The organism is Brevundimonas sp. NPDC055311 (assembly GCF_053645695.1).
Window position 1 is genome coordinate 602,294 of the sequence record NZ_JBSHMV010000001.1, and the last position, 24,947, is coordinate 627,240.

A 24,947-nucleotide genomic window follows, 5' to 3' on the forward strand; every position below is an offset into this window, starting at 1 on the left:
GGCGAACCAGAGGGGATCGCCTTCACAGTGAGCAGACGATATGGCCGCCCCCTTCTCCACGGATAAGGTCTTCATCGGCGGCGTCTGGCGCCCCGCAGGGGGCGACGTGACTCTGCCGATCGAGAACCCGTCGACGGGCGAGGTCATGGGCGCTCTGGCCGCCGGGACCGCCGCCGACGTGGATGCCGCCGTCCAGGCCGCCCGGGCCGCCTTCGACGGAGACTGGGGCCGCATGACGGCCGTCGAGCGCGGCCGCATCCTGGCCCGCATGGGACGCGAGGTCGAAGCTCGCATCGACCTGCTGGCCGAACTGGAAGCCCTCGACGTCGGCAAGCCGCTGAAGCAGGCCCGCAACGACGTGATCGCCCTGGCCCGCTATCTCGAATTCTATGCAGGTGCAGCCGACAAGCTGCACGGCGAGACCATCCCCTTCCAGGACGGCTACACCGTCTACACCCTGCGCGAACCGCATGGGGTGACGGGCCACATCATCCCCTGGAACTACCCGATGCAGATCATCGGCCGCTCGGTCGTGGCCGCCCTGTGCGTCGGCAACGCCGTGGTGCTGAAGCCGGCAGAGCAGGCGTCGCTGACCGCGCTGGCCTTCGCCCACATCGCCGCCGATTGCGGCCTGCCCGCAGGCGCTCTGAACATCGTGACCGGCACGGGCGCCGAGGCGGGTGCGGCGCTGGCCGCCCATCCGGGCATCAACCACCTGTCCTTCACCGGCTCGACCGGCGTGGGCGTGGCCATCCAGCAGGCGGCGGCGATCAACGCCGTGCCGGTGACGCTGGAACTGGGCGGCAAGTCGCCCCAGTTGGTGTTCGACGACGCCGATCTGGACAAGGCCCTGCCCTTCCTGGTCAACGCGGGCGTCCAGAACGCGGGCCAGACCTGCTCGGCCGGATCGCGCGTACTGGTCCAGCGCGGCGTCTATGACGAGGTCGTGCGCCGCATGGCTGAGCGCTTCGGCGCTCTGACCGTCGGTCCCGCGATGGACGACCGCGATGTCGGCCCGCTGGTGTCGAAGAAGCAGCAGGTCATGGTCGAAGGCTTCATCGACAAGGGCCGCGCCGACGGCCTGATCGTGGCGCAGGCGACGCTGGGCGACCTGCCCGACGGCGGCGCCTATGTCGCCCCGACCCTGTTCGCCAATGTCGCGCCCGACCATCCGCTGGCTCAGCAGGAAATCTTCGGTCCCGCCGTCGTTGTCATCCCGTTCGAGACGGAAGACGACGCCGTCGCCATAGCCAACGGCACCGATTACGGCCTGGTCGCGGGCGTCTGGACTAGCGATGGCGGGCGCCAGATGCGTCTGGCGAAACGGCTGCGGGCCGGACAGGTCTTCATCAACAACTACGGCGCAGCGGGCGGGGTTGAACTGCCTTTCGGCGGCGTCGGCAGGTCGGGCCACGGTCGCGAGAAAGGGTTCGAGGCGCTCTATGCCTTCACCACCCTGAAGACCGTCGCGGCCCATCACGGATAGCGCAAGGGAGTAAGCGTCTTGGGGGAGAACAGATCGAAGCGGCTGGAGGGCAAGCGAGCGATCGTCACGGGCGGAGCCTCCGGCTTCGGCGCCGGAATCGCGCGCCGTTTCGCCGAGGAAGGCGCCCGCGTCATCGTCGCCGACCTGAACGGCGACGCCGCCCGCACGCTGGCCGCTGAACTGGGCGACGCCGATCTGGGCGTGAAGGTCGATGTGTCCAGCGCCGCTGACGTCACTGCTCTGGCCAAAACCGCGAACCGCCTGCTGGGCGGCGTCGACATCGTGGTCAACAACGCGGGCGTCGGCCACACGCCCCAGCCGCTGGACGAATTGTCGGACGAGGCCTTCGACCGCATCGCCAGCGTCAACATGCGCGCCATCTATCTGATGTCGAAGGCCTTCGTCCCGGCGATGAAGGCGCAAGGATCGGGCGCCATCCTCAATATCGCCTCGACCGGCGGGGTCAGCCCCCGGCCCAACCTGACCTGGTATAACGCCTCCAAGGGCTGGGTCATCACGGCGACGCGGGCCATGGCGGTCGAGTTGGCGCCCTTCCAGGTGCGGGTGAACGCGCTGAACCCGGTGGCGGGCGACACCCCCCTGCTGAAGATCTTCATGGGCGCCGACACCCCCGAGGTGCGGGCCAAGTTCCTGGCCTCCATCCCCATCGGCCGCTTCTCGACGCCCGAGGACATGGGCGCCGCCGCCGCCTTCCTCTGTTCTGACGACGCCTCGATGATCACGGGCGTGGCGCTGGAGGTCGACGGTGGCCGCTGCATCTGACCGCGCGTTCAAGCTTCTGGTCCTGCCGGGCGACGGCATCGGGCCGGAGATCATCCGCGAGACCCTGCGCGTCGTCGACTGGGCCCGGAACGCCGGGCTGCGCATTGAACTGAGCGAAGCCCTTGCGGGCGGCGCCAGCATCGACGCCGTCGGCGCGCCCATCGCCGAGGACGTGGTGGATCAGGCGCTGGCGTCGGACGCCGTCCTGTTCGGCGCCGTCGGCGGGCCGAAGTGGGACCACCTGCCCCGCGCCCAGCGGCCCGAGATGGGCATACTGCGCCTGCGTCAGGCGCTGGACCTCTACGCCAACCTGCGCCCCGCCGTCTGTTTCGACGAACTGCTGGACGCCTCGGCGCTGAAGCCCGACCTGATCCGGGGCCTCGACATCCTGATCGTGCGCGAGGCGACGGCGGGCGTCTATTTCAGCCTGCCCCGCGCCAATGAGGTCGGCCCCGACGGCCAGCGCCGCGCCTATGACACTCAAGCCTATACCGAGGCGGAAATCGCCCGCGTCTGCCGCACGGCGTTTGAACTGGCCCGCACGCGCCAGCGCCGTGTCTGCTCGGTGGACAAGGCCAACGTCATGGAGACCGGCGCCCTGTGGCGAGCCATCGCCACCGAGGTCGCCGCCGACTATCCCGACGTGGAGTTGTCGCACATGTACGCCGACAACTGCGCCATGCAGTTGGTCCGTCGCCCAGACCAGTTCGACGTCATCGTCACCGACAACCTGTTCGGCGACATCCTGTCGGACGCGGCGGCGGCACTGACGGGTTCGCTGGGCCTGCTGCCCTCCGCCTCCCTGTCCGGCCTCGGTCAGGGCGGCAACAGCCGGGGCCTGTATGAGCCGATCCACGGCTCGGCGCCCGATATCGCGGGACAGGGCGTCGCCAACCCGATCGCCACCATCCTGTCCTTCGCCCTGTGCCTGCGCTGGTCGTTCGACCGCGCCGATCTGGCCGACCGGCTTGAGCGCGCCGTGCGGCAGGTCGTGTCCAGCCGCGTGCGTACCCCCGACATCTCGGAAGCCGGGGTCGCCCCCGTTTCCACCCTTCAGATGACCGACGCGGTTCTGGCCGCGCTGGACGCCCAGTTCGCGTGAGGATCAACCGATGAGCGCCCCCACAATGCAGACCGTCATGGACCTGATCGACGGCCGCACCGACGAACTGGTCGCCCTGACGCAGGACCTGATCCGCTTCCCGACCATCAACCCGCCGGGCGAGGCCTATCGCCCCTGCGCCGAATACATCGGCGAGCGGCTGAAGAAGCGCGGCTTCACCGTCGAATATGTGCGCGGCGAAGGCTCGCCGGGCGACAGCGACAAATATCCGCGGACCAATGTCATCGCCCGCTGGACCGGCTCCGAACCCGGTCCTTGCGTCCACTTCAACAGCCATATCGACGTGGTCGAGGTCGGGTCTGGCTGGACCGTCGATCCCTTCGGCGGCGAGGTGAAGAACGGCCGCGTCTATGGCCGGGGCGCCTGCGACATGAAGGGCGGGCTGGCCGCCTCCATCATCGCGGTCGAGGCCCTGATCGATTCCGGCCTGCCCTTGCCCGGCGCGCTGGAAATCTCCGGCACGGTGGACGAGGAGTCCGGCGGCTACGGCGGCGTCGCCTACCTGGCCGAGCGCGGCTGGTTCTCCGAGCCGCGAGTCAATCACGTCATCATCCCCGAGCCGCTGAACGTGGATCGGGTCTGCATCGGCCACCGCGGCGTCTGGTGGGCCGAGATCGAGACCAAGGGCCGCATCGCCCACGGCTCCATGCCCTTCCTGGGCGACTCCGCCATTCGCCACATGGGCGCGGTGATGGAAGAGTTCGAGAGCAAGCTCTACCCCGCCATGGCCGCCCGCCATTCCGACATGCCGGTGGTGCCCGAGGGCGCCCGCCAGTCGACCATGAACATCAACTCGATCCATGGCGGACAGGCCGAGGGCTTTGACGGCCTGCCCGCACCCTGCGTCGCCGATTCCAGCCGCATGGTCATCGACCGTCGCTTCCTGATCGAAGAGACGCTGGAGGAGGTGAAGGGCGAGGTGAAGGCCATCCTCGACGGACTGGCGGCCCAGCGCCACGGCTTCCGCTATGAGATGCGCGACCTGTTCCAGGTGGCGCCCAGCATGGCCGACCGCGACGGTCCCGTCGCCAGCACGACGGCCGCCGCCATCGAAACCGTGCTGGGCAAGAAGGCCCAGTTCGTCTGCTCGCCCGGCACCTATGACCAGAAGCACATCGACCGCATCGGCAAGCTGAAGGACTGCATCGCCTACGGCCCCGGCGTGCTGGATCTGGCGCACCAGCCGGACGAATGGGTCGGCATCGACGACATGAGCAACTCGGCCAAGGTCATGGCAAGGGCGGCCTATGATCTGCTGACCCGCAAGCGGAGCTGACGAAATGGCGCGCGGCGATACTGAAGAAGAGAACATCATCGGCCCGCGCCTGCGCGCCCTTCGGGACCGCCTCGGCCTGTCGCAACGGGCGCTCGCCCGCAAGGCCGGGGTGCCGTCCAGCACCGTCAGCCTGGTCGAGAGCGGCCGCACCAGCCCCTCAGTCGGATCGCTGAAACGACTGCTGGACGCGGCCGGCATATCGCTGGGCGACTTCTTCAGCTCGGAGTTCGAGACCCCGACCAAATACTTCTATCGCCACGACGAACTGACCGACATCTCGCGCGGGGACGTCTCCTACCGTCAGCTGGGCTCCAGCCAGGATTCCAGCCTGCAGATCCTGTACGAGACCTATCAGCCCGGTTCGGACAGCGGCCGGGTCATGCTGTCCCACGAGGGCGAAGAGGGCGGCATGATCATCTCGGGCCGTCTTGAAGTCACCGTCGACGGCCAGTCGCGCGTGCTCAAGGCGGGCGAAGGCTACCTGTTCCCCAGCGTCCTGCAGCACCGCTTCCGCAACATCGGCGACGTCCCCTGCGTGGTCATCAGCGCCTGCACGCCGCCGACCTTCTGAGGGGCGCCGTTGCGAATGATCAGTATTCCGATCATTGGAATATTTTCCCCATATCAGACAGGGATATAGGCCAACAAAGAAACAGCCTTGCCCAAATTCGCCATCAGGCGACTACTGATCCCTGAGGGAAGAGGGTTTTTCGCGGCCGATCACTGCTACTGCGTGTAGATGCTGCATTGCACAAGATATCGGCAGCGGAGATAGTTCAGCGATCGGGTTGTGCCGGTCGCGACGGCTGAACGCGGCTTTAAAGACTGCGGCGGCCTCATGGGGAGGAAGACGATGAATCGTCTGATGGTCAGCGTTTCCGCCGGGGCCCTGCTCGCCCTGTCCGCCACCTCCGTCGCCGCGCAGCGCGCGCCCGACGAACCGACCGCCACGACGGTCGATGAGGTCATCGTCACCGCCCAGCGGCGCGAACAGGCGGCTCAGGATGTCGGCATCGCCCTCAGCGTCCTCAGCGGCGAAAGCCTGACGCAGCAGGGCGTCACCAACGTCAACCAGCTTCAGAACGCCACCCCCAATCTGGAGGTCGAACCGGCCTTCGGCGGCGGCGCGGCCCAGTTCCGGATGCGCGGCGTCGGCTTTCAGGACTACGCCTCCAACAACTCGCCCACCGTCGGCGTCTATGTGAACGAGGTCGCCTATCCGGTCCCGGTCATGACCCAGGGGCTGATCTTCGACATCGACCGGGTCGAGGTGCTGCGCGGCCCGCAGGGCACCCTGTACGGCCGCAACACCACCGGCGGCGCCATAAGCTTCGTCACCAAACGCCCGACCGAAGACCTGTCCACCGGGCTGATGACCGAATGGGGCAGCCACAACCTGTTCCGGGGCGAGGGCTATGTCTCCGGCCCGCTGGCCGAAACCCTGCGCGGCCGTCTGGCCGTCTCGACCGAACAGGGCGGCGCCTGGCAGCGAAACCGCGACACGGGCGAAAGCCTGGGGGACGCCGACCGCACCGGCGCCCGCGCCCTGCTGGAATGGACGCCCAATGAGACCTTCACGGCCCTGCTCGACGTCCACGGCGGCGTCGACAAGTCCGAGAACCAGGGCCTGTATCTGATCAGCGACCTGCACACCGGCGCGATCAACCGCCCCAGCTACCTCATCCCCGCCGATAAGGACCGCTCCAAGACCGGATGGGGCCTGTCGCAGCGTTTTGCTGACGCCATCGGCCGCGACGTGAACGCCAAGCCCGGTCGGGATAACTCATCCTGGGGCGCCTCGCTGAACGCCAATCTGGCGCTCAAGGGCATGAACCTGTCCAGCATCACCAGCTATGAGACTCTGGACCGCAGCGAATACGGCGACTGGGATTCCAGCGCCTCGGTCGAGGCCGACACCTTCTTCGGCAGCGATGTGAATGTCCTGTCGCAGGAACTGCGTCTGGCCTCGGACAACGACAGCCCCCTGACCTGGGTAGCCGGTTTCTACTATTCGAAACAGGACCTTAACGAACGCTACTTCTCGGACTTCATCGACATCTACGGCACCTACGCCCAGGTCACCTACGACCAGAAGGTCGAGTCCTGGAGCCTGTTCGGTCAGGCCGAATACGCCTTCTCCGAGCGGTGGAAGGCCATCCTGGGCCTGCGCTACGAGGAAGAAACCCGCGAGCTTCAAGGCTTCGGCTCGGCCTTCGGCGGCGCCGCCGCCCTGCCCCCGACCAGCGTCGACACCAAGATGACCCCGCTGACCGGCAAGGCGGCGCTGGAGTTCAAACCCGCTGACAATGTCCTGCTCTACGGTTCGGCCAGCCGGGGCGCCAAGTCGGGCGGCTTCACCACCTACAACACTGGCGACAGCAGCGGCATCGAACCCTTCGATCCGGAAATTCTGTGGGCCTATGAGCTCGGCTTCAAGGCCGACCCGTCGCGTGCGGTCCAGATCAACGGCGCGGCCTATTACTACGACTACAACGGCCAGCAGGTGCTGTCGGCCGTCTGCGGCGCCAACGGCCCGGTCGGCCGCTTCACCAACGCCGATTCCAAGATTTACGGCGCGGAGCTCGAGGGCGTTTTCCGCCCCACAGCCGGTCTGCGGATCAGCCAGAACCTCAGCTACAAGAAGGGCGAATACACCGACTTCGTCGACCTGAACATCGGCGCCTGCCAGCAGACGCCGCCCGTCACCGCCTATATCGACAAGTCGGGCCAGAACATCCCCTTCCCCGCGTGGTCCTACGGCGGATCGGTCAGCTACGACTGGACGGTCAGCGGCTTCGCCGTCACGGCCGAGGCCAACTACAGCTATCGCGACGAATACCCGTCCTGGCTGGGCGCCAAATACGATGTCGAGGCCTATTGGCTGGCCAACGCCAGCATCACCGTGGGGCCTGAAGACGCCGACTGGTCCATCGCCTTCTGGGCTCGCAACCTGTTCGATCAGGATTACGACCTGACGCGCAACTTCTTCACCAGCGCAGACATCGCCCAGCCGGGCCGTCCCCGCACGATCGGCGCGCGGCTGACGCTTCGCTACTGAGCGTTCGGCCCGCTCAAAAAATCGAGCACGCGGGTAAATTGTCTATATTTATCCGCACATTAAATCACGGAAGTAACAGTCTTCCCTTTCGTTGCGGTTCGGCCGCTACTGGCGAAAGACAGAGGATGACCGCATGACCGCTGCAAGCGCAGGCAAGGCCGCAAACGACCTTGATCCCTTCTGGATGCCGTTCACGGCGAACCGCGCCTTCAAGGCGCAGCCCCGCCTGTTCGCCTCGGCCAGGGGCATGCACTACTTTACGCCGGACGGCCGGGCGGTGCTGGACGGCACGGCGGGCCTGTGGTGCGTCAACGCCGGGCACGCCCGCCAGCCGATCGTCGAGGCGATCCAGCGCCAGGCGGAGATCCTGGACTACGCACCGACCTTTCAGCTGGGGCATCCGCTGGCGTTCGAGCTGGCGTCGCGGCTGGGGATGCTGCTGCCGGGCGACCTGAACCACGTCTTCTTCGCCGGGTCGGGGTCAGAGGCCGTAGACACCGCCCTGAAGATCGCACTCGCCTGTCAGAGCGCCAGGGGTTTCGAGAACCGCACCCGTCTGATCGGCCGTCAGAAGGGCTATCACGGGGTCGGCTTCGGCGGCATTTCCGTCGGCGGACTGGAGAACAACCGGCGCGGCTTCCCCACCCTGCCCGGCGTCGACCACCTGTCGCACACGCTCAATCTGGACGAGGCCGCCTTCACACGCGGCCAGCCGGTCTGGGGCCTGCATCTGGCCGATGAGTTGGAGGCCCTGATCGAGACCCATGGCGCCGAAACCATCGCCGCCGTCATCGTCGAGCCCATGTCCGGCTCGGCCGGGGTGATCGTGCCGCCGATCGGCTATCTGGAGCGTCTGCGCGAGATCACGGCGCGGCACGGCATCCTGCTGATCTTCGACGAGGTCATCACCGGCTTCGGCCGTCTGGGCGCCCTGACGGCGGCCGAGGCCCTGGGCGTCACGCCCGACCTGATGACCTGCGCCAAGGGGCTGACCAACGGCGCCGTGCCGATGGGCGCCGTCGGCGTCAGCCGCGCAGTCTATCAGTCGGTGGTCGAGGGCGCGGCGGGGCCGGGCATCGAGTTCTTCCACGGCTACACCTATTCCGGCCACCCGCTGGCGGCGGCGGCGGGGCTGGCCACGCTGGACGTCTATGAGAGCGAAGGCCTGTTCCAGCGCGCGGCCGAACTGACGCCTTACTGGCAGGACGCGGTGCACAGCCTGAGGGGCCTGCCCCACGTCATCGACATCCGCGACCTGGGCCTGGTCGCAGGAATCGAGCTCGCTCCGCGCCCCGGCGCGCCCGGCGCCCGCGCGACGGAGGTGTTCCACCAGGCGTTTGACGACGGAATTTTAGTACGGGTGACGGCAGATGTCATCGCGCTGTCGCCTCCCTTGATTATCAGCCACGCTCAGATCGACGAGTTGATCGATCGACTTTCCAACATAATAGAAAACACACCTTAGAATACCAATGGTATTGAGGGGGATGAGATGAAGAAGTATATCTTGGCGTCTTCTGTCAGCTTACTGACTATAGCCGCCTTCTCTAACGCAGACGCTCAAAGCGAGACTCGATCTGGGGATCAGGCTACGCGCGTCGACGAGATCATCGTCACCGCGCAGCGGCGTGAGCAGGCCAGCCAGGACGTGGGCGTCTCCCTCAGCGTCATCGGCGGCGAGCAACTGGATGAAAAAGGCATCTCGGTCGTCAATGACCTGGAAAACGCCGTGCCCAACATGGAGGTCGACAGCCAGTTCGGCGGCGGCCAGCCCCAGTTCCGCATCCGCGGCATCGGCGCGCGCGAATATTCGTCCAACAACGCCTCGACCGTCGGCATCTATGTCGATGAGGTGGCCCACCCCTATACGGTGACCACGCAGAGCGCCCTGTTCGACATCGCCCGCATGGAAGTCCTGCGCGGACCGCAGGGCACCCTGTACGGCCGCAACACCACCGGCGGCGCGGTCAACATCATCACCAACACCCCCACGGCCGACTTCCAGGCCGGCTTCAACGCCGAATACGGCACCTTCGACCGCTTCAAAGTCGAGGGCTATGTCTCGGGCCAGATCGCGCCCAACCTGCTGGGCCGCCTGGCCGCCGTCACCGAACAGGGCGGCGCCTGGCAGTATCACCGCGACACCGGCGAAAAGCTGGGCGACCTCGACAAGACCGCCATCCGCGGCCGCCTGACCTGGGACGCCAGCGAGACCGTCACCGTCGACCTGGCCGCCACCTATTCGATCGACAAGTCGGATGGCCGCGGCTTCCGCCTGCTGGGCCCCTACACCGTCGCCGACGGCAGCGTGACCTATCCCAAGGACACGGCGTGGCGCATCACCGGCTGGGGGATTTCACCGCAACTGGCCGCCAAAGCCGGCGTCTCGACCAACGCCAAGCCGTTCCGCGACAACGACGGGTTCGACATCAACGCCCGCATCCGCGCCGATCTCGGCTGGGCCGACCTGACGTCGATCACCGCCTATCAGACCTTCTCGCGCAGCGAATTCAACGACTGGGACAGCACCCGCTTCCACGAGTCGAACGTCCTCTTTTACAATGACATCGACGTCTTTGCTCAAGAACTGCGCCTGAGTTCGAACGGCGACGGCCCGTTCAACTGGATGGTCGGCGCCCACTATGCCGACGAAAGCATCGACGGCGGCTTCTACACCGAGTTCCGGGGCAACCCGAACCTCATCGACACCGCCTATGATCAAAGCGTCTCGGCCTTCGGCATCTTCACCCACAACTCCTATCAGGTGAACGAGCGGCTGAACCTGATCGCTGGCCTGCGCTGGGAAACGGAAGAGCGGACGCTCAAGAGCGGCGGCACCTATGTCGCGCCCAATCCGCCGCCGCCCGCCGTCACCTACGACACCGACCTCAACGAAGTCTCTGGTCGACTGGGGCTGGAGTATAAGGTCACCGATGACGCCCTGCTCTACGCCAGCCTGGCGCGCGGCGTGAAATCCGGCGGTTTCACCACCTACAACGCCACCTCTGCGACCCCGTTCAAGCCGGAAATCGTCATTGCCTATGAGGCGGGCATCAAGTCCGACCTGTTCGATCGCCGCCTGCGATTGAACGGCGCCCTGTTCTACTATGACTACAAGGACCAGCAGGTTCAGGGGCTGGAATACGACCGCGACACCGGCCGGCTCGGCAAGATCACCAACGTGCCCAAGTCGCACATCATGGGCGGCGAGATCGAGCTGACCTGGGTGCCGATGGACGGCCTGACCATCAGCCAGAACATCGGTTACAAGACCGGCGAGTATGATGAATACAACGCCATCGACGGACCGGCGACCGACGCCGCCAACCCGGTCGACGGCCCCTGGGACGTCATCATCACCAACGACCGCTCCGGCGAACGCCTGGCCTTCCCCAAGATGAACTACGGCGGCGCCATCTCCTATGACTGGGAAATGGCGGGCTGGGAGCTTCGCGCCGAGACCAACTACAACTATCGCGACGAGCTCTACTCGCTCAGCGCCTCGTCGATCATCGAGCCCTTCTGGCTGTGGAACTCCAACTTCAGCGTTTCACCGGCCGGGGCCAACTGGCGGGCGGGCCTGTGGGTGCGCAATATGTTCAACACCTACTACGAAGAGACCCGCAACGGCTTCAACAGCTCGTCGCGGCCGACCACCTCGCCCAGCCAGGGCCGCACCTACGGCGTGCGCCTGTCGATGGACTTCTAAGGCTTCCTCCCAAGCAGGACGGGTCGGTTTCGGCTGGCCCGCCTTGCGCCTTTTGACTGATGAGCTGATGTCCTTTCCGACTTCCCGCCTTGATCGCCGCGCCCTGTTGACGGGTCTGGTCGTCGCGCCCGCCGTGCTCAGTTTCGGCCGTGCGCAGGCGGGCGGCGCCTATCTGTTCCCGCTCGGCGTCGCCAGCGGCGACCCGGCCCACGACGGCTTCGTCATCTGGACCCGGCTGGCGGCTGATCCCCTGGCCGCCGATGGGCTTGGCGGCTTGTCGGGCGCCATCCCCGTACGCTGGGAAGTCTCCGCCGACGACCAGTTCCGCCGCATCGTCGCCGCCGGGAATGTGACCGCCTCGACCGACGCGGCGCACAGCGTCCATGTCGAGGTCGCGGGCCTCAGCCCTCACCGCCCCTACTGGTATCGCTTTACCGCCCAGGGCCAGCAGAGCCCGACCGGCCGGGTCCTGACCACGCCCGCCCCCAACGCCGCCGCCGACCAGCTTCGTCTGGCCGTCGCCTCCTGCTCGCACTGGGAGCGCGGCTATTTCAGCGCCTATGGCCATATGGCCGACGAGCAGCCCGACCTGACCCTGTTCCTGGGCGACTACATCTATGAATACAGCCTGGGGCCGGACCGCGCCGACCAGGTGGTGCGCCCTTACAACCTCGAGGAAGCGACATCGCTGGCGGGCTATCGCAACCGCTACGCCCTACACAAGACGGATGCCAACCTGCAGCGGCTGCACGCCGTCGCCCCCTGTATCGCCGTGTGGGACGACCACGAGGTTCAGGACGACTATTCCGGCGTCTGGTCCAAGGTGTCGGGGGTGTCGCCCAACGACTTCCTGCAACGTCGCGCCGCCGCCTATCAGGCCTTCTATGAGGCCATGCCGATCCGCCGCACGCGCCTGAGCGCAGCGCTGCAGATGCCGATCTATCGCCGCGTCCGCTACGGCAACCTCGCCGAGTTCTTCATGCTGGACGGCCGCCAATACCGTTCGAAACAGCCGTGCAGCGATAGCGAGAACGGCGGCAAGGGCCAGATCGTCACCGACGCGACCTGCACCGACCGGCTGGACCCGTCGCGCACCTTCCTCGGCTTCGAGCAGGAGCGTTGGCTCTATGACGGCCTGGCCCGCGCCGAGGCGCGTTGGAATATCCTGGGCCAGAATCTGGTCATGGCGGGCCTGCGTCTGGCCCGCAGCCCGGCCGAGGAAAACCGCTACTGGACCGACACCTGGGACGGCTTCCCCGCCGCGCGCGACCGCCTGACCGGCGCCCTGTCCGAGTTGAAGCCGTCCAACCCGGTGGTGCTCAGCGGCGACTACCACTCCTTCTGGACCAATGACGTGAAGCTGGACAGCCGCGACCCGTCATCGGCCACCGTGGCGACCGAGTTCGTCGGAACCTCCATCACCTCGACCGGCCCCAGCTACGACGGGCTTATGGCCGTCATGCCCAATAATCCGCAGGTGAAATTCTTCGACAGCCGCCCGCGCGGCTATATGTCGATCGACGTGCGCCCCGACCGCATGGATACGCGCTATCAGGTCATCAGCGACGTGCGCGATCCCAAGGCCAGCCTGTCGACCCTAAAATCCTGGACCGTTGAATCGGGCCGCCCCGGCGCCGTCGCCGCATGATCCTCTTCCACCGGAGTTTCCCCATGACCACGCCGCGCCTTGCGTCCTCTCTCATCGCGATGAGCCTCGCTCTCGCCCTGGGCGGTTGCGCCGGCGCGGTTTCGACGCAGACGGCGGCGGTCGTCGCGCCGGCGCCCACAACCTTCTGGCAAGGCTTCCGCGACCACCCGCACGGCTATCTGACGGCCGAGAATACGCCCAACGCCGCCAACTTCCTGCCGCCGCCGCCTGCCGAAGGCTCCCTGCGCGAACAGGCCGACATCGCCGCCTATCGAGCCATGCGATCGCTGGAAGGGACCGAACGCTGGGCCATCGCCCGCGCCGACAATGAGATCGAAACGCCCGGCGCCCCGCGCGCCTTCGACTGCGCCCTCGGCTTCAAGTTCGAGCCGGAGAAGATGCCGACGCTCACCCTGCTGATGGGCAAGATGCTGGGCGATCTGGAGATGATCCAGACCCCGGCCAAGAAGGGTTACTTCCGCAAGCGCCCCTTCGTGGTCGAGCCCCTGCCGACCTGCATCGCGCCGGAAAGCTGGCTGGGCGCCAGCGGCTCCTATCCGTCGGGTCACTCGGCGCTGGGCTGGGCCTGGGCGCTGGTGCTGGCGGAACTGGCGCCCGACCGCGCCGATGCCATCCTGCGTCGCGGCCTGGCCTATGGCGAAAGCCGCGCCGTCTGCGGCGTCCACTATCCCAGCGACGTCGAGGCGGGCCGGATCGTCGGCGCGACCATCGTCACCCGGCTGAAGGCCGACCCGGCGTTCCAGGCCGACTTCGCCCGCGCAAAGCAAGAGTTCGACGCCGCCCGCGCCGCCGCGACGGAGGCGACCGCCGCCTGCCCCGCCTCTCTGGCGCGCCAGCCGTGGTGAGACGCGCTTAATCAATGGCGTGAGGGGAAAGCCATGACGTAGGCTGACGCAGATCAGCCACGTCGCAAGGGGGGATCGAGGGAAGGTGACGAAGACAGGGGCGACACGCGTCGCGACAGCATCCCGACGGCGTGGCCGGAACGGCGGGCTTCGGCCCGGCCTGATCACGCTCGCGCTGTCGCTGGCCCTGTGCCTCGTCTGGGGCCTGACGGCGCAACAGGTTCAGGCGCAAGCGCCGCGTGACCGTCTGATCCTCGGCCTGCCGCTGGAGCCGCCGAACCTCGATCCGACCTCGGGCGCAGCGGCGGCGGTGGACGAAGTCGTCTACGCCAACGTGTTTGAGGGCCTGACCCGGCTGACCCAAAACGGCGCCGTCGCCCCGTCCCTGGCCGAGTCGTGGGAAGCCGCCCCCGACGGCTTGACCTGGACCTTCCACCTGCGGCACGGCGTGACATTTTCGGACGGCTCGCCGTTCGACGCCGTCGTCGCCAAATTCTCTCTCGACCGCATCACGGCCGAAGGCTCCACCAACGCCCAGAAGGCCCTGTTCGAGCCGATCCGCAACGTCGAGGTCGTCGATCCGGCGACTCTGCGCATCCACCTGTCGCGGCCGATGGCGACCCTGCCCTACGTTCTGGCATGGGGCGACGCGGTCATGGTCTCGCCCAAGAGCGCCGCGACCAACGCCGTCACCCCCATTGGCACCGGCCCGTTCAAGCTGCAGAGCTGGCAGCGCGGCAGCCAGCTGACCTTGATCCGCCGCGACGGCTACTGGGGGCTTGCGCCTCGCCTGAACACCGTCGTCTTCCGCTTCATCAGCGACCCGACCGCCGCCTTCGCCGCCGTCAGCGCGGGCGACGTGGACGCCTTCCCCAACTATCCTGCGCCCGAGAACGTGGCCCAGTTCCAGCGCGACCCGCGCTTTCGCGTCGTCGTCGGCGCGTCCGAGGGCAAGGTCATTCTGGGGATCAACAACACCAAGGCGCCATTCAATGACGTGCGGGTGCGCCGCGCCCTGTCCTACGCCATCGACCGCGAAGCCCTGATCCAGGGCGCCATGTTCGGCTTCAGCCAGCCTATCGGCAGCCACTATTCGCGTCAGGCGCCGGGCTATGTCGACCTGACCGGCCTCTATCCCCACGACCCCGTCAAGGCGCGCGCCCTGCTGGCCGAGGCGGGCTATCCAAACGGCATCGACGTGACGCTGCGCCTGCCGCCGCGCCCCTACGCCCGGCGCAGCGGCGAGGTGCTGATCTCGCAACTGGCGCAGGCGGGCATCCGCGCGAAGATCGAGAATCTGGAATGGGCCCAGTGGCTGGATCAGGTGTTCAAGCGCCGCCAGTTCGACCTGACCATCGTCGAGCACGTCGAGCCGATGGATTACGACATCTACGGCCGAAAGGACTACTATTTCGGCTACGACAGCCCCGCCTTTGACGCCCTGCTGGCCGAAGTAAACGCCGCCCCCGACGAGCCGACGCGCAATCGCCTGCTGGGCGATCTGCAACGCCGCATCGCCGATGATGCGGTCAACGGCTTCCTGTTCCAGTCCTCGCGCATCGGCGTGTGGAAGGCGGACGTCAACGGCCTGTGGATCAACGGCCCCATCGCCGCCAACGACATCACCGGCGCCTACTGGACCGGCGCAGGCGCAGCGGGCGCAGCGACTGCCGAACGCACAGGCGGCGGCCTGCCCTGGGAGTGGATCAGCCTGATCGCGGGCGCGGCGCTCCTCGCCTTCGTCGCCTGGCGCTTCGGCGCGGCCTGGCTGCTGAAGAAGCTGGGGGGCCATGCGCTGACGCTGCTGGCGGCGACCATCGTCATCTTCCTGCTGCTGCAGGTCGTGCCGGGAGATCCAGCCAGCTATATGATGGGGCTGAACGCCAGCCCCGAGAGCATCGCCGCCCTGCGTCAGCAGATGAGCCTCGAAGGCTCGGGCCTTGAGCGCTACTTCGCCTGGCTCGGCGACCTGCTGACCGGAAAGTTCGGGACCAGCTACACCTATCAGGTGCCGGTCGGCGGCCTGATCGCCGAACGTCTGGCGGTATCGGCGCCGCTGGCCCTGATGGCCACCGTCCTGTCGCTGCTGGTCGCCCTGCCCATCGGCGTCACCGCCGCCAGCCGCCGGGGAACCGCCGTCGACACCGGCCTGATCGGCGTGACCCAGGTCGGGGTCGCCCTGCCCAACTTCTGGATCGCCATGCTGCTGATCCTGCTGTTCTCGGTGAACCTGGGCTGGTTCTCGGCGGGCGGCTTCCCCGGCTGGAGCGCCGGCTTCTGGCCCGCCTTCAAGGCCCTGATCCTGCCCGCCGTGGCTCTGGCCGCGCCGCAGGCCGCCATTCTGGCGCGCGTCCTGCGCACCGCCCTGCTCGACACCATGAACGAGGACTATGTCCGCACCGCCCGCGCCAAGGGCCTGAGCGTCAACCAGGCCCTGTGGCGACACGCCCTGCGCAACGCCTGGATCCCGGTCCTGACCATCCTCGGCCTTCAGTTTCCCTTCCTGCTGGCGGGCGGCATCATCATCGAGAACGTCTTCTCCCTGCCCGGCCTCGGCCGACTGGTCTTCCAAGCCATCACCCAACGCGATTTGATCGTGGTGCAGAGCGTGGTGGTGGTGCTGGTCTTCGCCGTGGTTCTGGTCAGCTTCCTGATCGACCTGGCCTATCTGTTCGCCGATCCGCGCCTGAGGGGACGCCGCGCATGACCGACGCCCCTGCCATCACCGCCCCAACCAAGCCTCGCGTGCGCTGGCCCCTGTCGTTGATCGTCGGCGCCACGCTGACCGCCGTGGTGCTGGCGACCGCCCTGCTGGCCCTCGTCTGGACGCCCTATGACGTCGAGGCGGTGGACATCGCCGCCAAGCTGACCGCCCCCTCGGCCGCCCACTGGATGGGCACGGACCACTTCGGCCGCGACGTGCTGTCGATGATCATGGCGGGGGCGCAGAACTCGCTCATCGTGGCCTTCGTCGCCGTCGGCATCGGCGTCGGCGTCGGCACGCCTCTGGGCCTGACCGCAGCGGCGCGCGGCGGCTGGATCGACGAACTGGTCATGCGCGGCAACGACCTGATCTTCGCCTTCCCCGCCCTGCTGCTGGCCGTGATGATCACCGCCGTCATGGGGCCGGGCGCGATCAACGCCGTCATCGCCATCGGCGTCTTCAACATCCCCGTCTTCACCCGCGTGGCGCGCGGCGCGGCGCAAGGGCTGTGGACCCGCGAATATGTTCTGGCCGCCCGCACAGCGGGCAAGTCCAGGGCCCTGATCTCGATCCAGCACATCCTGCCCAATCTGATGAGCCTGCTGGTCGTGCAGGCGGCGATCCAATTCGCCGTCGGCATCGTCGCCGAGGCGGGCCTGTCCTATGTCGGACTGGGCGCCCAACCGCCCGCGCCCAGTTGGGGCCGGATGCTGGCCGAGGCCCAGACCATGATTGGTTTCGCGCCGTGGCTGGCCATCATGCCGGGCCTCGCCATCTTCGTGACCGTGCTGGGCCTCAGCCTGACCGGCGACGGCCTGCGCGACCTGTTCGACCCGCGCGTGCGGCGGGAGCGTTGAGCATGACCGTCCTCGATATCCGCGACCTCAGCCTGTCGATCGGTTCGACGCCGATCCTGAAGACCGTCAGCCTGTCCGTCGCCCCCGGCGAAATCCTCGGCCTTGTCGGCGAGAGCGGCTCGGGCAAGTCGATGACCTCTCTGGCCGTTCTGGGCCTGACGCCGCCGCGCGCGACCATGACGGGCGAGATCCGCCTGAACGGCCAGATCATCTCCAACGCCCCCGACGCCGCCCTGCAAAAGGTGCGCGGCCGCGACGTGGGCATCATCTTCCAGGAGCCGATGACGGCCCTAAACCCTGTCATGACCATCGGCGATCAGGTCGCCGAAACAGTGCGCCTGCACAAGAAGACCTCGCGCAAGGAGGCCCTGACGGTCGCCCGTTCCGTGCTGGATCGGGTCGGCCTGCCCGCCGAACAATTCCCGCTCGGCCGCTTTCCGCACGAACTCTCGGGCGGCCAGAGACAGCGCGTCGCCATCGCCATCGCCATCGCCCTGACGCCGAAACTGCTGATCGCCGACGAAGCGACGACAGCGCTGGACGTGACGACGCAGGCTCAGGTGCTGGACCTGCTGAAGCGGCTGGTGCGCGAGGACGGCATGGGCCTGATTCTCATCACCCACGACCTCGCCGTCGTGTCCGAAACCGCCGACCGGCTGGCGGTGATGAAGGACGGCGAACTGGTCGAGGAAGCGCCCGTCGACCGCATCCGCACCGGCATGGCCCACGCCTATTCCCAGCGCCTGCTGGCCAACGCCACCCACGCCCCGACCCGTCACAGCGTCCCGCAGGCCGACGCCGCGCCCGTGCTTCAGGTCGAAGGTCTGGTGCGCGAATACGGCGGCGCGCCCGCCCTGTTCGGCAAGTCCAAAGCCTTCCGCGCCGTCGATCAGGTCAGCCTGTCGATCCAGCCCGGCGAGAGCGTCGGCCTCGTCGGCGAAAGCGGCTGCGGCAAGTCCACCCTGCTGCGCGCCATCCTCGCGCTGGAGACGCCGCAAGGCGGCCGCGTCCGGGTCAAGGGCCGCGACATCACCGCCGCGCGCGGCGCCGCGCTGAAGTCCATCCGCCGCGACATTCAGGTGGTGTTTCAGGACCCCTACGGCAGCTTCGACCCGCGCTGGAAGGTCAGTGATCTGGTGGCCGAGAACTTCCACCTGCTCGACGCCCGCCCCAGCCCGGCCGAGGCCCGCCGTCGCGTCGATGAAATGCTGGAGCGCGTCGGCCTGAACAGCGCGGCCGCCGACCGCTATCCGCACGAGTTCTCGGGCGGTCAGCGCCAGCGCATCGCCATCGCCCGCGCCCTGATCACCGAGCCCTCGGTCATCTGTCTGGACGAGGCGGTCTCGGCGCTGGACGTGTCTGTGCGGGCGCAGGTGCTGGACCTGCTGGCCGACCTGTCGGATCGCTTAAGCCTGTCCTACCTCTTCGTCACCCACGACCTCAGCGTCGTGCGCACGGTGAGCGATCGCCTGCTGGTCATGCAGGCCGGACAGATCGTCGAACAGGGCGAAACGGCCGCCGTCTTCGCCGCCCCTTCGCACCCCTATACGCAGAAACTTCTGGCGGCGACGCCGGATCTGGTCCGCAATAAAGCTCTGGAAAAGGAAACCGCCGGATGAACCGCAGAACCGTCCTCGGCTCGGCCCTGATCGGCGCCGCAGCCTCCGCCGCCGGCGCCGCCAGCGCCAAACCGGCCGCCCAGTCCGCCGCCCGAGCGTCCGGTCGCACCGGACCGCTGAACCTCATCACCGACGTCGAGGGCCTTAAGGTGGGTCAGGCCCATGACGCGGGCGTCCGCACCGGCGTCACCGTCATCCTGGCCGAAAAGCCCGCCACGGCCGCCGTGGACGTGCGCGGCGGCGGCCCCGCCGGGCGCGAGACCGACGTGCTGCGCCCCGAGAACCTGGTGCAGGAGGTGGACGCCATCATCCTGTCGGGCGGCTCGGTCTATGGCCTCGGCTCGGCCGACAGCGTGGCGGCTTGGATGGGGATGCGCGGGCGCGGCTACGGCATGGGCGGGGCGCCGGGCGTGCCCCCCTCGCCCATCATCCCGACCGCCTGCCTCTATGATCTGGCCAACGGCGGGAACAAGGCGTGGGAGATGGAGCCGCCCTATCGCCGCCTGTCGGTTCAGGCGCTGGAGGCGGCGGGCGACCGCTTCGACCTCGGCACGGCGGGCGCGGGCTATGGCGCCGAAGCGGGCGCGCTGAAGGGCGGCATCGGCTCGGCCTCAGCGGTCATGGAGGCGGGTTGGACGGTCGGCGCCATCGTCGCGGTCAACAGCGTCGGCTCGGTCATCGCGCCGGGCGGCAAGAGCTTCTGGGCCGCCCCCTATGAGATCGGCGACGAGTTCGGGGGCCTCGGGTCGTCCGGCCTGCACGCCTCGGCAGAGGACTGGGGCCTGTCCAAGTTCCGGCCCCAGCCGCGCGAGAACACCACCATCGCCTGCATCGCCACCGACGTGGCCCTGACCCGCGTGGAGCTTCAGCGCGTGGCCATCATGGCTCAGGACGGCATGGCCCGCGCCATCCGCCCCGCCCACGCGCCCTTCGACGGCGACACCCTGTTCAGCCTGTCCACCGGCAAGAAGACCATCGACAACCCGGCCCTGCGTCAGGTCGTGGTCGCTCAGCTCGGCAACGTCGCCGCCGACGTGCTGGCTCGCGCCGTGGCGCGCGGCGTCTATCACGCGACTAACTATGAAGGCGTGACGGGCAAGACCTGGCGGGAGATGTAACCCTCTCCTGTTGGGAGAGGGCTTGAGCCTCCAAGAGCCGGAGGCGATTGGCTAAGGCGAAAGGGTGAGGGTTCGCGGGCGAAGTCGGCCGAAAGGCCGTTGCGCGACGGCTTACGCCGACGGACAGGACAATCCCCTCATCCTTTCGCGCAAGAACGATCGCTGCGCTCTCGTGCGCTCAAGCCCTCTCCCGCCGGGAGAGGGTTGAACTTTTGGCCGGCTTAGATCGGCGCGCCGGGCGGGACCGCCTGCGCCACAGGCAGCGTCTCGCTGAGCGTCTTCAGCCCCTCGACCGGGCCGGTCAGAGCTTCCGCCAGATAGGCGCACTGCGCCGTCTCCAGCCGGTCGCCGCGACAGCGCTTCAACTGCTCGCCGAACCGCCGCGCGCTGTCGCGCACCGCGCCCTGAGCCGTCGAGGACAGGTCCTTGCCTTGGATCAGCGCAGCCAGATGGGCGGCGTAGCGGGCGCGGGCGACGCGGCGCAGTTCGGCTTGACGCGGGTTCAGCGCCGCGCCCGGACCGACGGCGACGGCCACCCGGTCCAGCGTCTCGACCAGACCCAGTTGCCCCGGATCACGACGCTCCTGCTCGACCAGACGGTTCAGCCGCTCGGGCGCCAGCAGGGTCTCGAACACCACCTCCGTCGCCGAGGCGGCGGCCGAGGAGGGATCGAAGACCGCATCGGTCTTGCTCTCGAACAGTTCGATCTGCATCTGCCGGTCAGAACTGCCCGACTGCACCGAGGACAGCAGGTCGATGACCCGGTCCGGCATGTCCAGCACCTCAGGCGACAGGGCCTGCATCAAGGCCTCAAGCGCGCCGCGCTGACGGTCGGCGGTAATGGCCTCCGCCCGCTCATGGCCGTCGCCCTTGACCGCATAGGCGTAGTCGACGCCGCCGACCAGACGCCCCACCGCCGTCGTCTGATAGCGGTGATACAGATAGATGGGCACGATCACGCGACGTAGGTCGGCCGCCGCCGCTCCGTCCGGCAGATTGTCCAACCCGAAGCGCGACAGGGCGATGCGGCGCACGGCCAGGGTATTGGCGAACTCGGCCGTCGGGTCCTCGCCGTTGTCCCACATGGCGCCATAGGCCTGAAGGCTGCCCAGCGGCCGGGTGTCGCCGTCCGAGACGAAGCGATAGCCCCTGGCCTGCGCCTCGGCCGCCAGGGCCGCGCGGCGCGACACCGGGTTCTGGCCCGGCGTGTCGCCATAGAGCCAGTCCACGACATAGCGGTCCCAGGCGCCGACGCCCGTCGTATAGGCGCGGCTGAAGTCCAGACGATCGCCGTCCGCGATGACCCAGGGCGCCGGATAGTCCATGACCGAGGCGCGGTCCTCATACGTCGAGGCCGCAAAGTTATGGGAAATGCCCAGGGCGTGGCCGATCTCGTGCGCCGACAGGTGGCGCAGGCGGTGGTAGGCCAGACGATCGGGATCGTCCTCGCCGCCCGTCCCGGCGCGGGCGGCGCCGACCAGTCCCTCGATGATCATCTTGTCCTGACGGTCGCGCAGCGAACCCAGTTGCACCACGCCGCGCACGATCTCGCCGGTGCGGGGGTCGTTGACGCTGGTCCCCGTCGACCAGCCGCGCGTCTCGCGGTGAACCCAGGAGATGATGTTGTAGCGGGCGTCCATCGGATGCGCCCCCTCGGGCAGCAGTTCGACCCGGAAGGCGTTCAGATAGCCGACCTGTTCGAAGGCCTGCGCCCACCAATTGCCGCCCTCGATCAGGGCCTCGCGGATGGCCGGCGGGGCGGCGCGATCGACGTAGAAGACGATGGGCTTCTTCACCGGCGAACGGGCGGCCGTCGGATCGGTCTTTTCCAGCCGGAAGCGCCGGGCCAGACGGCTGACCACCGGCGTGTCCAGATCGGCGGCGAAGTCGGTCACCATCACCTGAGCCGAGGTGCCCGAACGCGGATCATGCAGGACCGGGGTGAAGCCATCGTCCGGCAGGCGGATGAAGGAGTGACGCACCGCCAGGGTGACCGAGCGTGTTTCGGGCGAGACGCGCGACAGCTCGCCGCCCGGCTCGTCGCTGGTGAAGGTCTGGACCGTCTGGAACTCGACGTTGTCGGGGAAGACCAGAGTCTCGGCGACGTCGACATAGCCGAGATTGGGCGCCGGCTTGAAACTGCCCAGCTTGGCCCGCTTCAGCCGCCCCACGGCGTTGACGGCGTCCCGTTCCAGGAAACCGGACAGATCCACCGTGACGGACCCGTCGGCTCCGGTCTCCGCCACCTCGCCCGACCACACGACCGGCGAGACGAAGGAGGCGGCGACCGCATTGACCTGATCGGGATCAGCGTCGACGGCGCGGAAGCGATGGTTCTCGAAGGCGGCGAAGACGCGGTCTCCGACCTGACGAAACACCACGATCTGAGCCTGCCCCAGGCCCGAGCGGTCCAGTCCCGCTCCGTCCATGCCGAGGCCCGCCGACAGACCCGGCTGATAGAGATACCGTCCCAGCACCCCGTCCGCGCCCGGCGCCGGCAGGCGCACCGAAACCTTGCCCTTGCGGCTGTCCTGGCGGACGCCGAAGAGGCCGTCCTGCCAGACCGCCGGCGACGCCGTCGCCGTCGGCGCGGACTGCGCCCCCGCAGGAGCCGCAGCTCCGGCCAACACCAGGCCGGCGGCGCCCGCCAGCAGAACCTTGCGCAACATCGGCTTCCCCCTCCGACAGACTCAACAGCGGACGTTCAGACCATCGAACGCCTCGAACGGCAAGCGGTGGCTCAGCGGACGCCCAGGGCCAGGGCGTCCGGACGCCGGGTGTCGGCGGCCCCCAGGAACCGATCCCCGTCCACCATGATGGATTGGGTGCTGCCCATGGTCATCGACGGACGCACCGTATGGCCGCGCTCGCGCAGCAGGCGCTCCACGTCGGGCGAGAAGCCGCCTTCCAGCTCCAGCGGGCTGTCGCCGCCGCCCTGGTTCAGGCGCGGACGCATGGCCGCCTCGGCCACGTTCAGGTTGTGGTCCACGACGTTGGAGATCAGCTGAACCATGGTGGCGATGATGTAGCCGCCGCCGGGCGTGCCGGTGATCAGCCAGGGCTTGTCGTCCTTGAACACGATCATCGGCGTGATGGTCGAGCCCAGACGCTTGCCCGGCGCGGGCGAGTTCGGCTCCCCGCGCGTGCCCCAGGAGAAGTTGTCCAAGTGGTTGTTCAGCAGGATGCCCGTCCCGACCGGAGCGACGTGCGCGCCGTAGGAGTTGGACAGGGTGTAGGTGTTCGACACCGCATTGCCGAAGGCGTCCGCAACCGAATAGTGGGTCGTGTCCTGGCTCTCATAGGGATAGGGATTGCCCTCGGGGATGTCCGCCGCCTTCAGCGTGCGGTCCAGGGCGATCAGCTTGACGCGCTCAGCAGCGAATTCCTTGCTGGCCAGGCCGTGAGCCGGAGTGGTCCACTGGGGCGCGCCCCCGATCAGGCGACGGTCCGACGAGGTGATCTTCATCGCCTCCGAGATCAGGTGCAGGCTGTCGACGCTGCCCCAGCCCATGGCCTTCAGGTCGAAATGCTCCAGCAGGTTCAGCGCCTCGGCGACGCTGACGCCCGAAGCCGTCGGCGGCATGAAGGAGATGCGATTCCCACGATAGCTGCCCCAGATCGGCTCGGACACGTCGGCGCGATAGGCGGCCATGTCCTCCAGGGTGATCACGCCGCCCTGGGCCTGGATGCCGCCCACGATCTGGCGCGCCAGTTCGCCCTTGTAGAATTCGTCCGCCCCGCCGCGCGCCACCTTGCGCAGGCTTTCGGCCAGCAGGGGCTGACGGAAGGTCTCGCCCGCGCGATAGACCGAGCCGTCCGGCTTCAGATAGGCCTCGCGCGCGCCCGGATCCGTCGCCAGCACCCGCGCCCGGCCCGCCGTCGCGTCCGCCTCTCCGTCCGACAGGACATAGCCCTCCTCGGCCAGACGGATCGCCGGCGCGACCAGATCGGCCCAGGGCATGGAGCCGAAACGCGAATGCGCCTCCCACAGGCCCATCACCGTGCCCGGCACCGAGACGTTGATGAAGCCCGACGGCTTGGAGCGGTCGAACCTGCCGTCCGGCCCCAGCAGAAGCTCAGGCGTCGTCGCGGCGGGCGCCGCGCCGTAATAGTTGACGGCGATGTCCTGCGCCGGCCGGTCCGCCGTGGCGGCCATGTGGACGATCATATAGCCCGAGCCGCCGATGTTGCCCGCGCGCGGCAGGGTGACGGCCTCGGCGAAGGCCACGGCCACGGCCGAATCCACCGCATTGCCGCCCTGGCGCAGGACCTCGACGCCGACGCGGGTGGCCGGATCGCTCTGGCTGACCACCATGCCGCCCCGTCCGACCACCGGGCTGTGGATCTGGCCATAGTTGACGATGTCGCCGCCGCTGCCCGTCGTCGGACGAACCTGGGCCGCCTGCTGCGCCAGGCCGGGCCCGGCCAGCAGCATGAGCGCCGCCGCCGAAACCGCCGTCGCCGCTCTCGTGAAACCAAAACGCATCCTGTTCCCCCGCCGCAAATCCCGTCCGCAGCCGCCGACAAAACAGCCTCGGCGCTGACGACAGGACAACCTTGTCAATATCCATAGCGATAGCATTGCTGAAAAGCGCACCTCAAGGGTGATTCTTAGCGATTATCGCGCTCAATATCTCGGATATCGGCAATATTTATTCTGCAGAGGTTGACGCCTCGTCTATGGCCGCTTTTAGTCCGAA

The 24,947-nt window shown here is 67.8% G+C and carries 16 protein-coding genes; 14 read left to right on the forward strand and 2 right to left on the reverse strand.

The genetic code is table 11. The features are described from left to right. Positions 1–40 precede the first annotated feature (40 nt). The 14 genes from ACWIDZ_RS02845 to ACWIDZ_RS02910 all read left to right on the forward strand — a co-directional run bounded on the left by ACWIDZ_RS02845 (position 41) and on the right by ACWIDZ_RS02910 (position 20,247). Positions 41–1,486 (forward strand): aldehyde dehydrogenase family protein, encoded by a 1,446-nt coding sequence (locus ACWIDZ_RS02845; protein WP_453988338.1) that lies wholly within the window; start codon positions 41–43, stop codon positions 1,484–1,486. Positions 1,487–1,504: 18 nt separating this feature from the next. Further along, positions 1,505–2,269: a glucose 1-dehydrogenase gene (locus ACWIDZ_RS02850; RefSeq protein ID WP_453988337.1), complete on the forward strand. Its 765-nt coding sequence runs from the start codon at positions 1,505–1,507 to the stop codon at positions 2,267–2,269. Then, positions 2,253–3,371: a 3-isopropylmalate dehydrogenase gene (gene leuB, locus ACWIDZ_RS02855; RefSeq protein ID WP_453988336.1), complete on the forward strand. Its 1,119-nt coding sequence runs from the start codon at positions 2,253–2,255 to the stop codon at positions 3,369–3,371. Before ACWIDZ_RS02850 ends, leuB begins: the two co-directional genes overlap by 17 nt. 10 nt (positions 3,372–3,381) lie before the next feature. Beyond that, positions 3,382–4,668 (forward strand): acetylornithine deacetylase/succinyl-diaminopimelate desuccinylase family protein, encoded by a 1,287-nt coding sequence (locus ACWIDZ_RS02860; RefSeq protein WP_453988335.1) that lies wholly within the window; start codon positions 3,382–3,384, stop codon positions 4,666–4,668. A gap of 4 nt (positions 4,669–4,672) precedes the next feature. Continuing rightward, positions 4,673–5,239, forward strand: coding sequence for a cupin domain-containing protein (locus tag ACWIDZ_RS02865; RefSeq protein WP_291776380.1), 567 nt, complete (start codon positions 4,673–4,675; stop codon positions 5,237–5,239). A gap of 282 nt (positions 5,240–5,521) precedes the next feature. Further along, on the forward strand, positions 5,522–7,726 hold the full coding sequence (locus ACWIDZ_RS02870) for a TonB-dependent receptor (RefSeq protein ID WP_453988334.1): 2,205 nt from the start codon (positions 5,522–5,524) through the stop codon (positions 7,724–7,726). Between the two features lie 133 nt (positions 7,727–7,859). Next, positions 7,860–9,191 (forward strand): aminotransferase class III-fold pyridoxal phosphate-dependent enzyme, encoded by a 1,332-nt coding sequence (locus ACWIDZ_RS02875; protein ID WP_453988333.1) that lies wholly within the window; start codon positions 7,860–7,862, stop codon positions 9,189–9,191. Positions 9,192–9,233: 42 nt separating this feature from the next. Next, on the forward strand, positions 9,234–11,435 hold the full coding sequence (locus ACWIDZ_RS02880) for a TonB-dependent receptor (protein ID WP_453988332.1): 2,202 nt from the start codon (positions 9,234–9,236) through the stop codon (positions 11,433–11,435). A gap of 67 nt (positions 11,436–11,502) precedes the next feature. Then, entirely contained in the window at positions 11,503–13,083 is a 1,581-nt protein-coding gene (locus ACWIDZ_RS02885; RefSeq protein ID WP_453988331.1) for an alkaline phosphatase D family protein, read from the forward strand. Between the two features lie 23 nt (positions 13,084–13,106). Next, complete coding sequence (locus ACWIDZ_RS02890; RefSeq protein ID WP_453988330.1) at positions 13,107–13,949, forward strand: acid phosphatase; 843 nt, start codon at positions 13,107–13,109, stop codon at positions 13,947–13,949. An 85-nt stretch (positions 13,950–14,034) separates the two neighbouring features. Continuing rightward, positions 14,035–16,656: an ABC transporter substrate-binding protein gene (locus ACWIDZ_RS02895; protein WP_453988329.1), complete on the forward strand. Its 2,622-nt coding sequence runs from the start codon at positions 14,035–14,037 to the stop codon at positions 16,654–16,656. Further along, the gene (locus ACWIDZ_RS02900) at positions 16,653–17,510 is read left to right on the forward strand and encodes an ABC transporter permease (RefSeq protein WP_453988328.1); all 858 of its coding nucleotides are present in this window, start codon (positions 16,653–16,655) and stop codon (positions 17,508–17,510) included. The genes ACWIDZ_RS02895 and ACWIDZ_RS02900 overlap by 4 nt, the downstream gene beginning before the upstream one ends. Before the next feature lie 2 nt (positions 17,511–17,512). Next, on the forward strand, positions 17,513–19,129 hold the full coding sequence (locus ACWIDZ_RS02905) for an ABC transporter ATP-binding protein (protein WP_343831133.1): 1,617 nt from the start codon (positions 17,513–17,515) through the stop codon (positions 19,127–19,129). Next, positions 19,126–20,247, forward strand: a complete 1,122-nt coding sequence (locus ACWIDZ_RS02910; RefSeq protein ID WP_453988327.1) for a P1 family peptidase — start codon at positions 19,126–19,128, stop codon at positions 20,245–20,247. The genes ACWIDZ_RS02905 and ACWIDZ_RS02910 overlap by 4 nt, the downstream gene beginning before the upstream one ends. 221 nt (positions 20,248–20,468) lie before the next feature. On the opposite strand, the gene ACWIDZ_RS02915 is transcribed toward ACWIDZ_RS02910, so the two are convergent. Both ACWIDZ_RS02915 and ggt read right to left on the reverse strand, forming a co-directional pair. Beyond that, positions 20,469–22,916, reverse strand: a complete 2,448-nt coding sequence (locus tag ACWIDZ_RS02915; RefSeq protein ID WP_453988326.1) for a zinc-dependent metalloprotease — start codon at positions 22,914–22,916, stop codon at positions 20,469–20,471. A 71-nt stretch (positions 22,917–22,987) separates the two neighbouring features. After that, positions 22,988–24,733: a gamma-glutamyltransferase gene (gene ggt, locus ACWIDZ_RS02920; protein WP_453988325.1), complete on the reverse strand. Its 1,746-nt coding sequence runs from the start codon at positions 24,731–24,733 to the stop codon at positions 22,988–22,990. Between the last annotated feature and the right edge of the window lie 214 nt (positions 24,734–24,947).

Bases quoted from the DNA above. Each gene is read 5' to 3' on its own strand.
- ACWIDZ_RS02865 (WP_291776380.1), top strand. From the start codon at position 4,673: ATGGCGCGCGGCGATACTGAAGAAGAGAACATCATCGGCCCGCGCCTG.
- ACWIDZ_RS02860 (WP_453988335.1), top strand. From the start codon at position 3,382: ATGAGCGCCCCCACAATGCAGACCGTCATGGACCTGATCGACGGCCGC.
- ggt (WP_453988325.1), bottom strand. From the start codon at position 24,733: ATGCGTTTTGGTTTCACGAGAGCGGCGACGGCGGTTTCGGCGGCGGCG.
- ACWIDZ_RS02885 (WP_453988331.1), top strand. From the start codon at position 11,503: ATGTCCTTTCCGACTTCCCGCCTTGATCGCCGCGCCCTGTTGACGGGT.
- ACWIDZ_RS02890 (WP_453988330.1), top strand. From the start codon at position 13,107: ATGACCACGCCGCGCCTTGCGTCCTCTCTCATCGCGATGAGCCTCGCT.
- ACWIDZ_RS02905 (WP_343831133.1), top strand. From the start codon at position 17,513: ATGACCGTCCTCGATATCCGCGACCTCAGCCTGTCGATCGGTTCGACG.
- ACWIDZ_RS02915 (WP_453988326.1), bottom strand. From the start codon at position 22,916: ATGTTGCGCAAGGTTCTGCTGGCGGGCGCCGCCGGCCTGGTGTTGGCC.
- ACWIDZ_RS02910 (WP_453988327.1), top strand. From the start codon at position 19,126: ATGAACCGCAGAACCGTCCTCGGCTCGGCCCTGATCGGCGCCGCAGCC.
- ACWIDZ_RS02870 (WP_453988334.1), top strand. From the start codon at position 5,522: ATGAATCGTCTGATGGTCAGCGTTTCCGCCGGGGCCCTGCTCGCCCTG.
- ACWIDZ_RS02845 (WP_453988338.1), top strand. From the start codon at position 41: ATGGCCGCCCCCTTCTCCACGGATAAGGTCTTCATCGGCGGCGTCTGG.
- ACWIDZ_RS02900 (WP_453988328.1), top strand. From the start codon at position 16,653: ATGACCGACGCCCCTGCCATCACCGCCCCAACCAAGCCTCGCGTGCGC.
- ACWIDZ_RS02875 (WP_453988333.1), top strand. From the start codon at position 7,860: ATGACCGCTGCAAGCGCAGGCAAGGCCGCAAACGACCTTGATCCCTTC.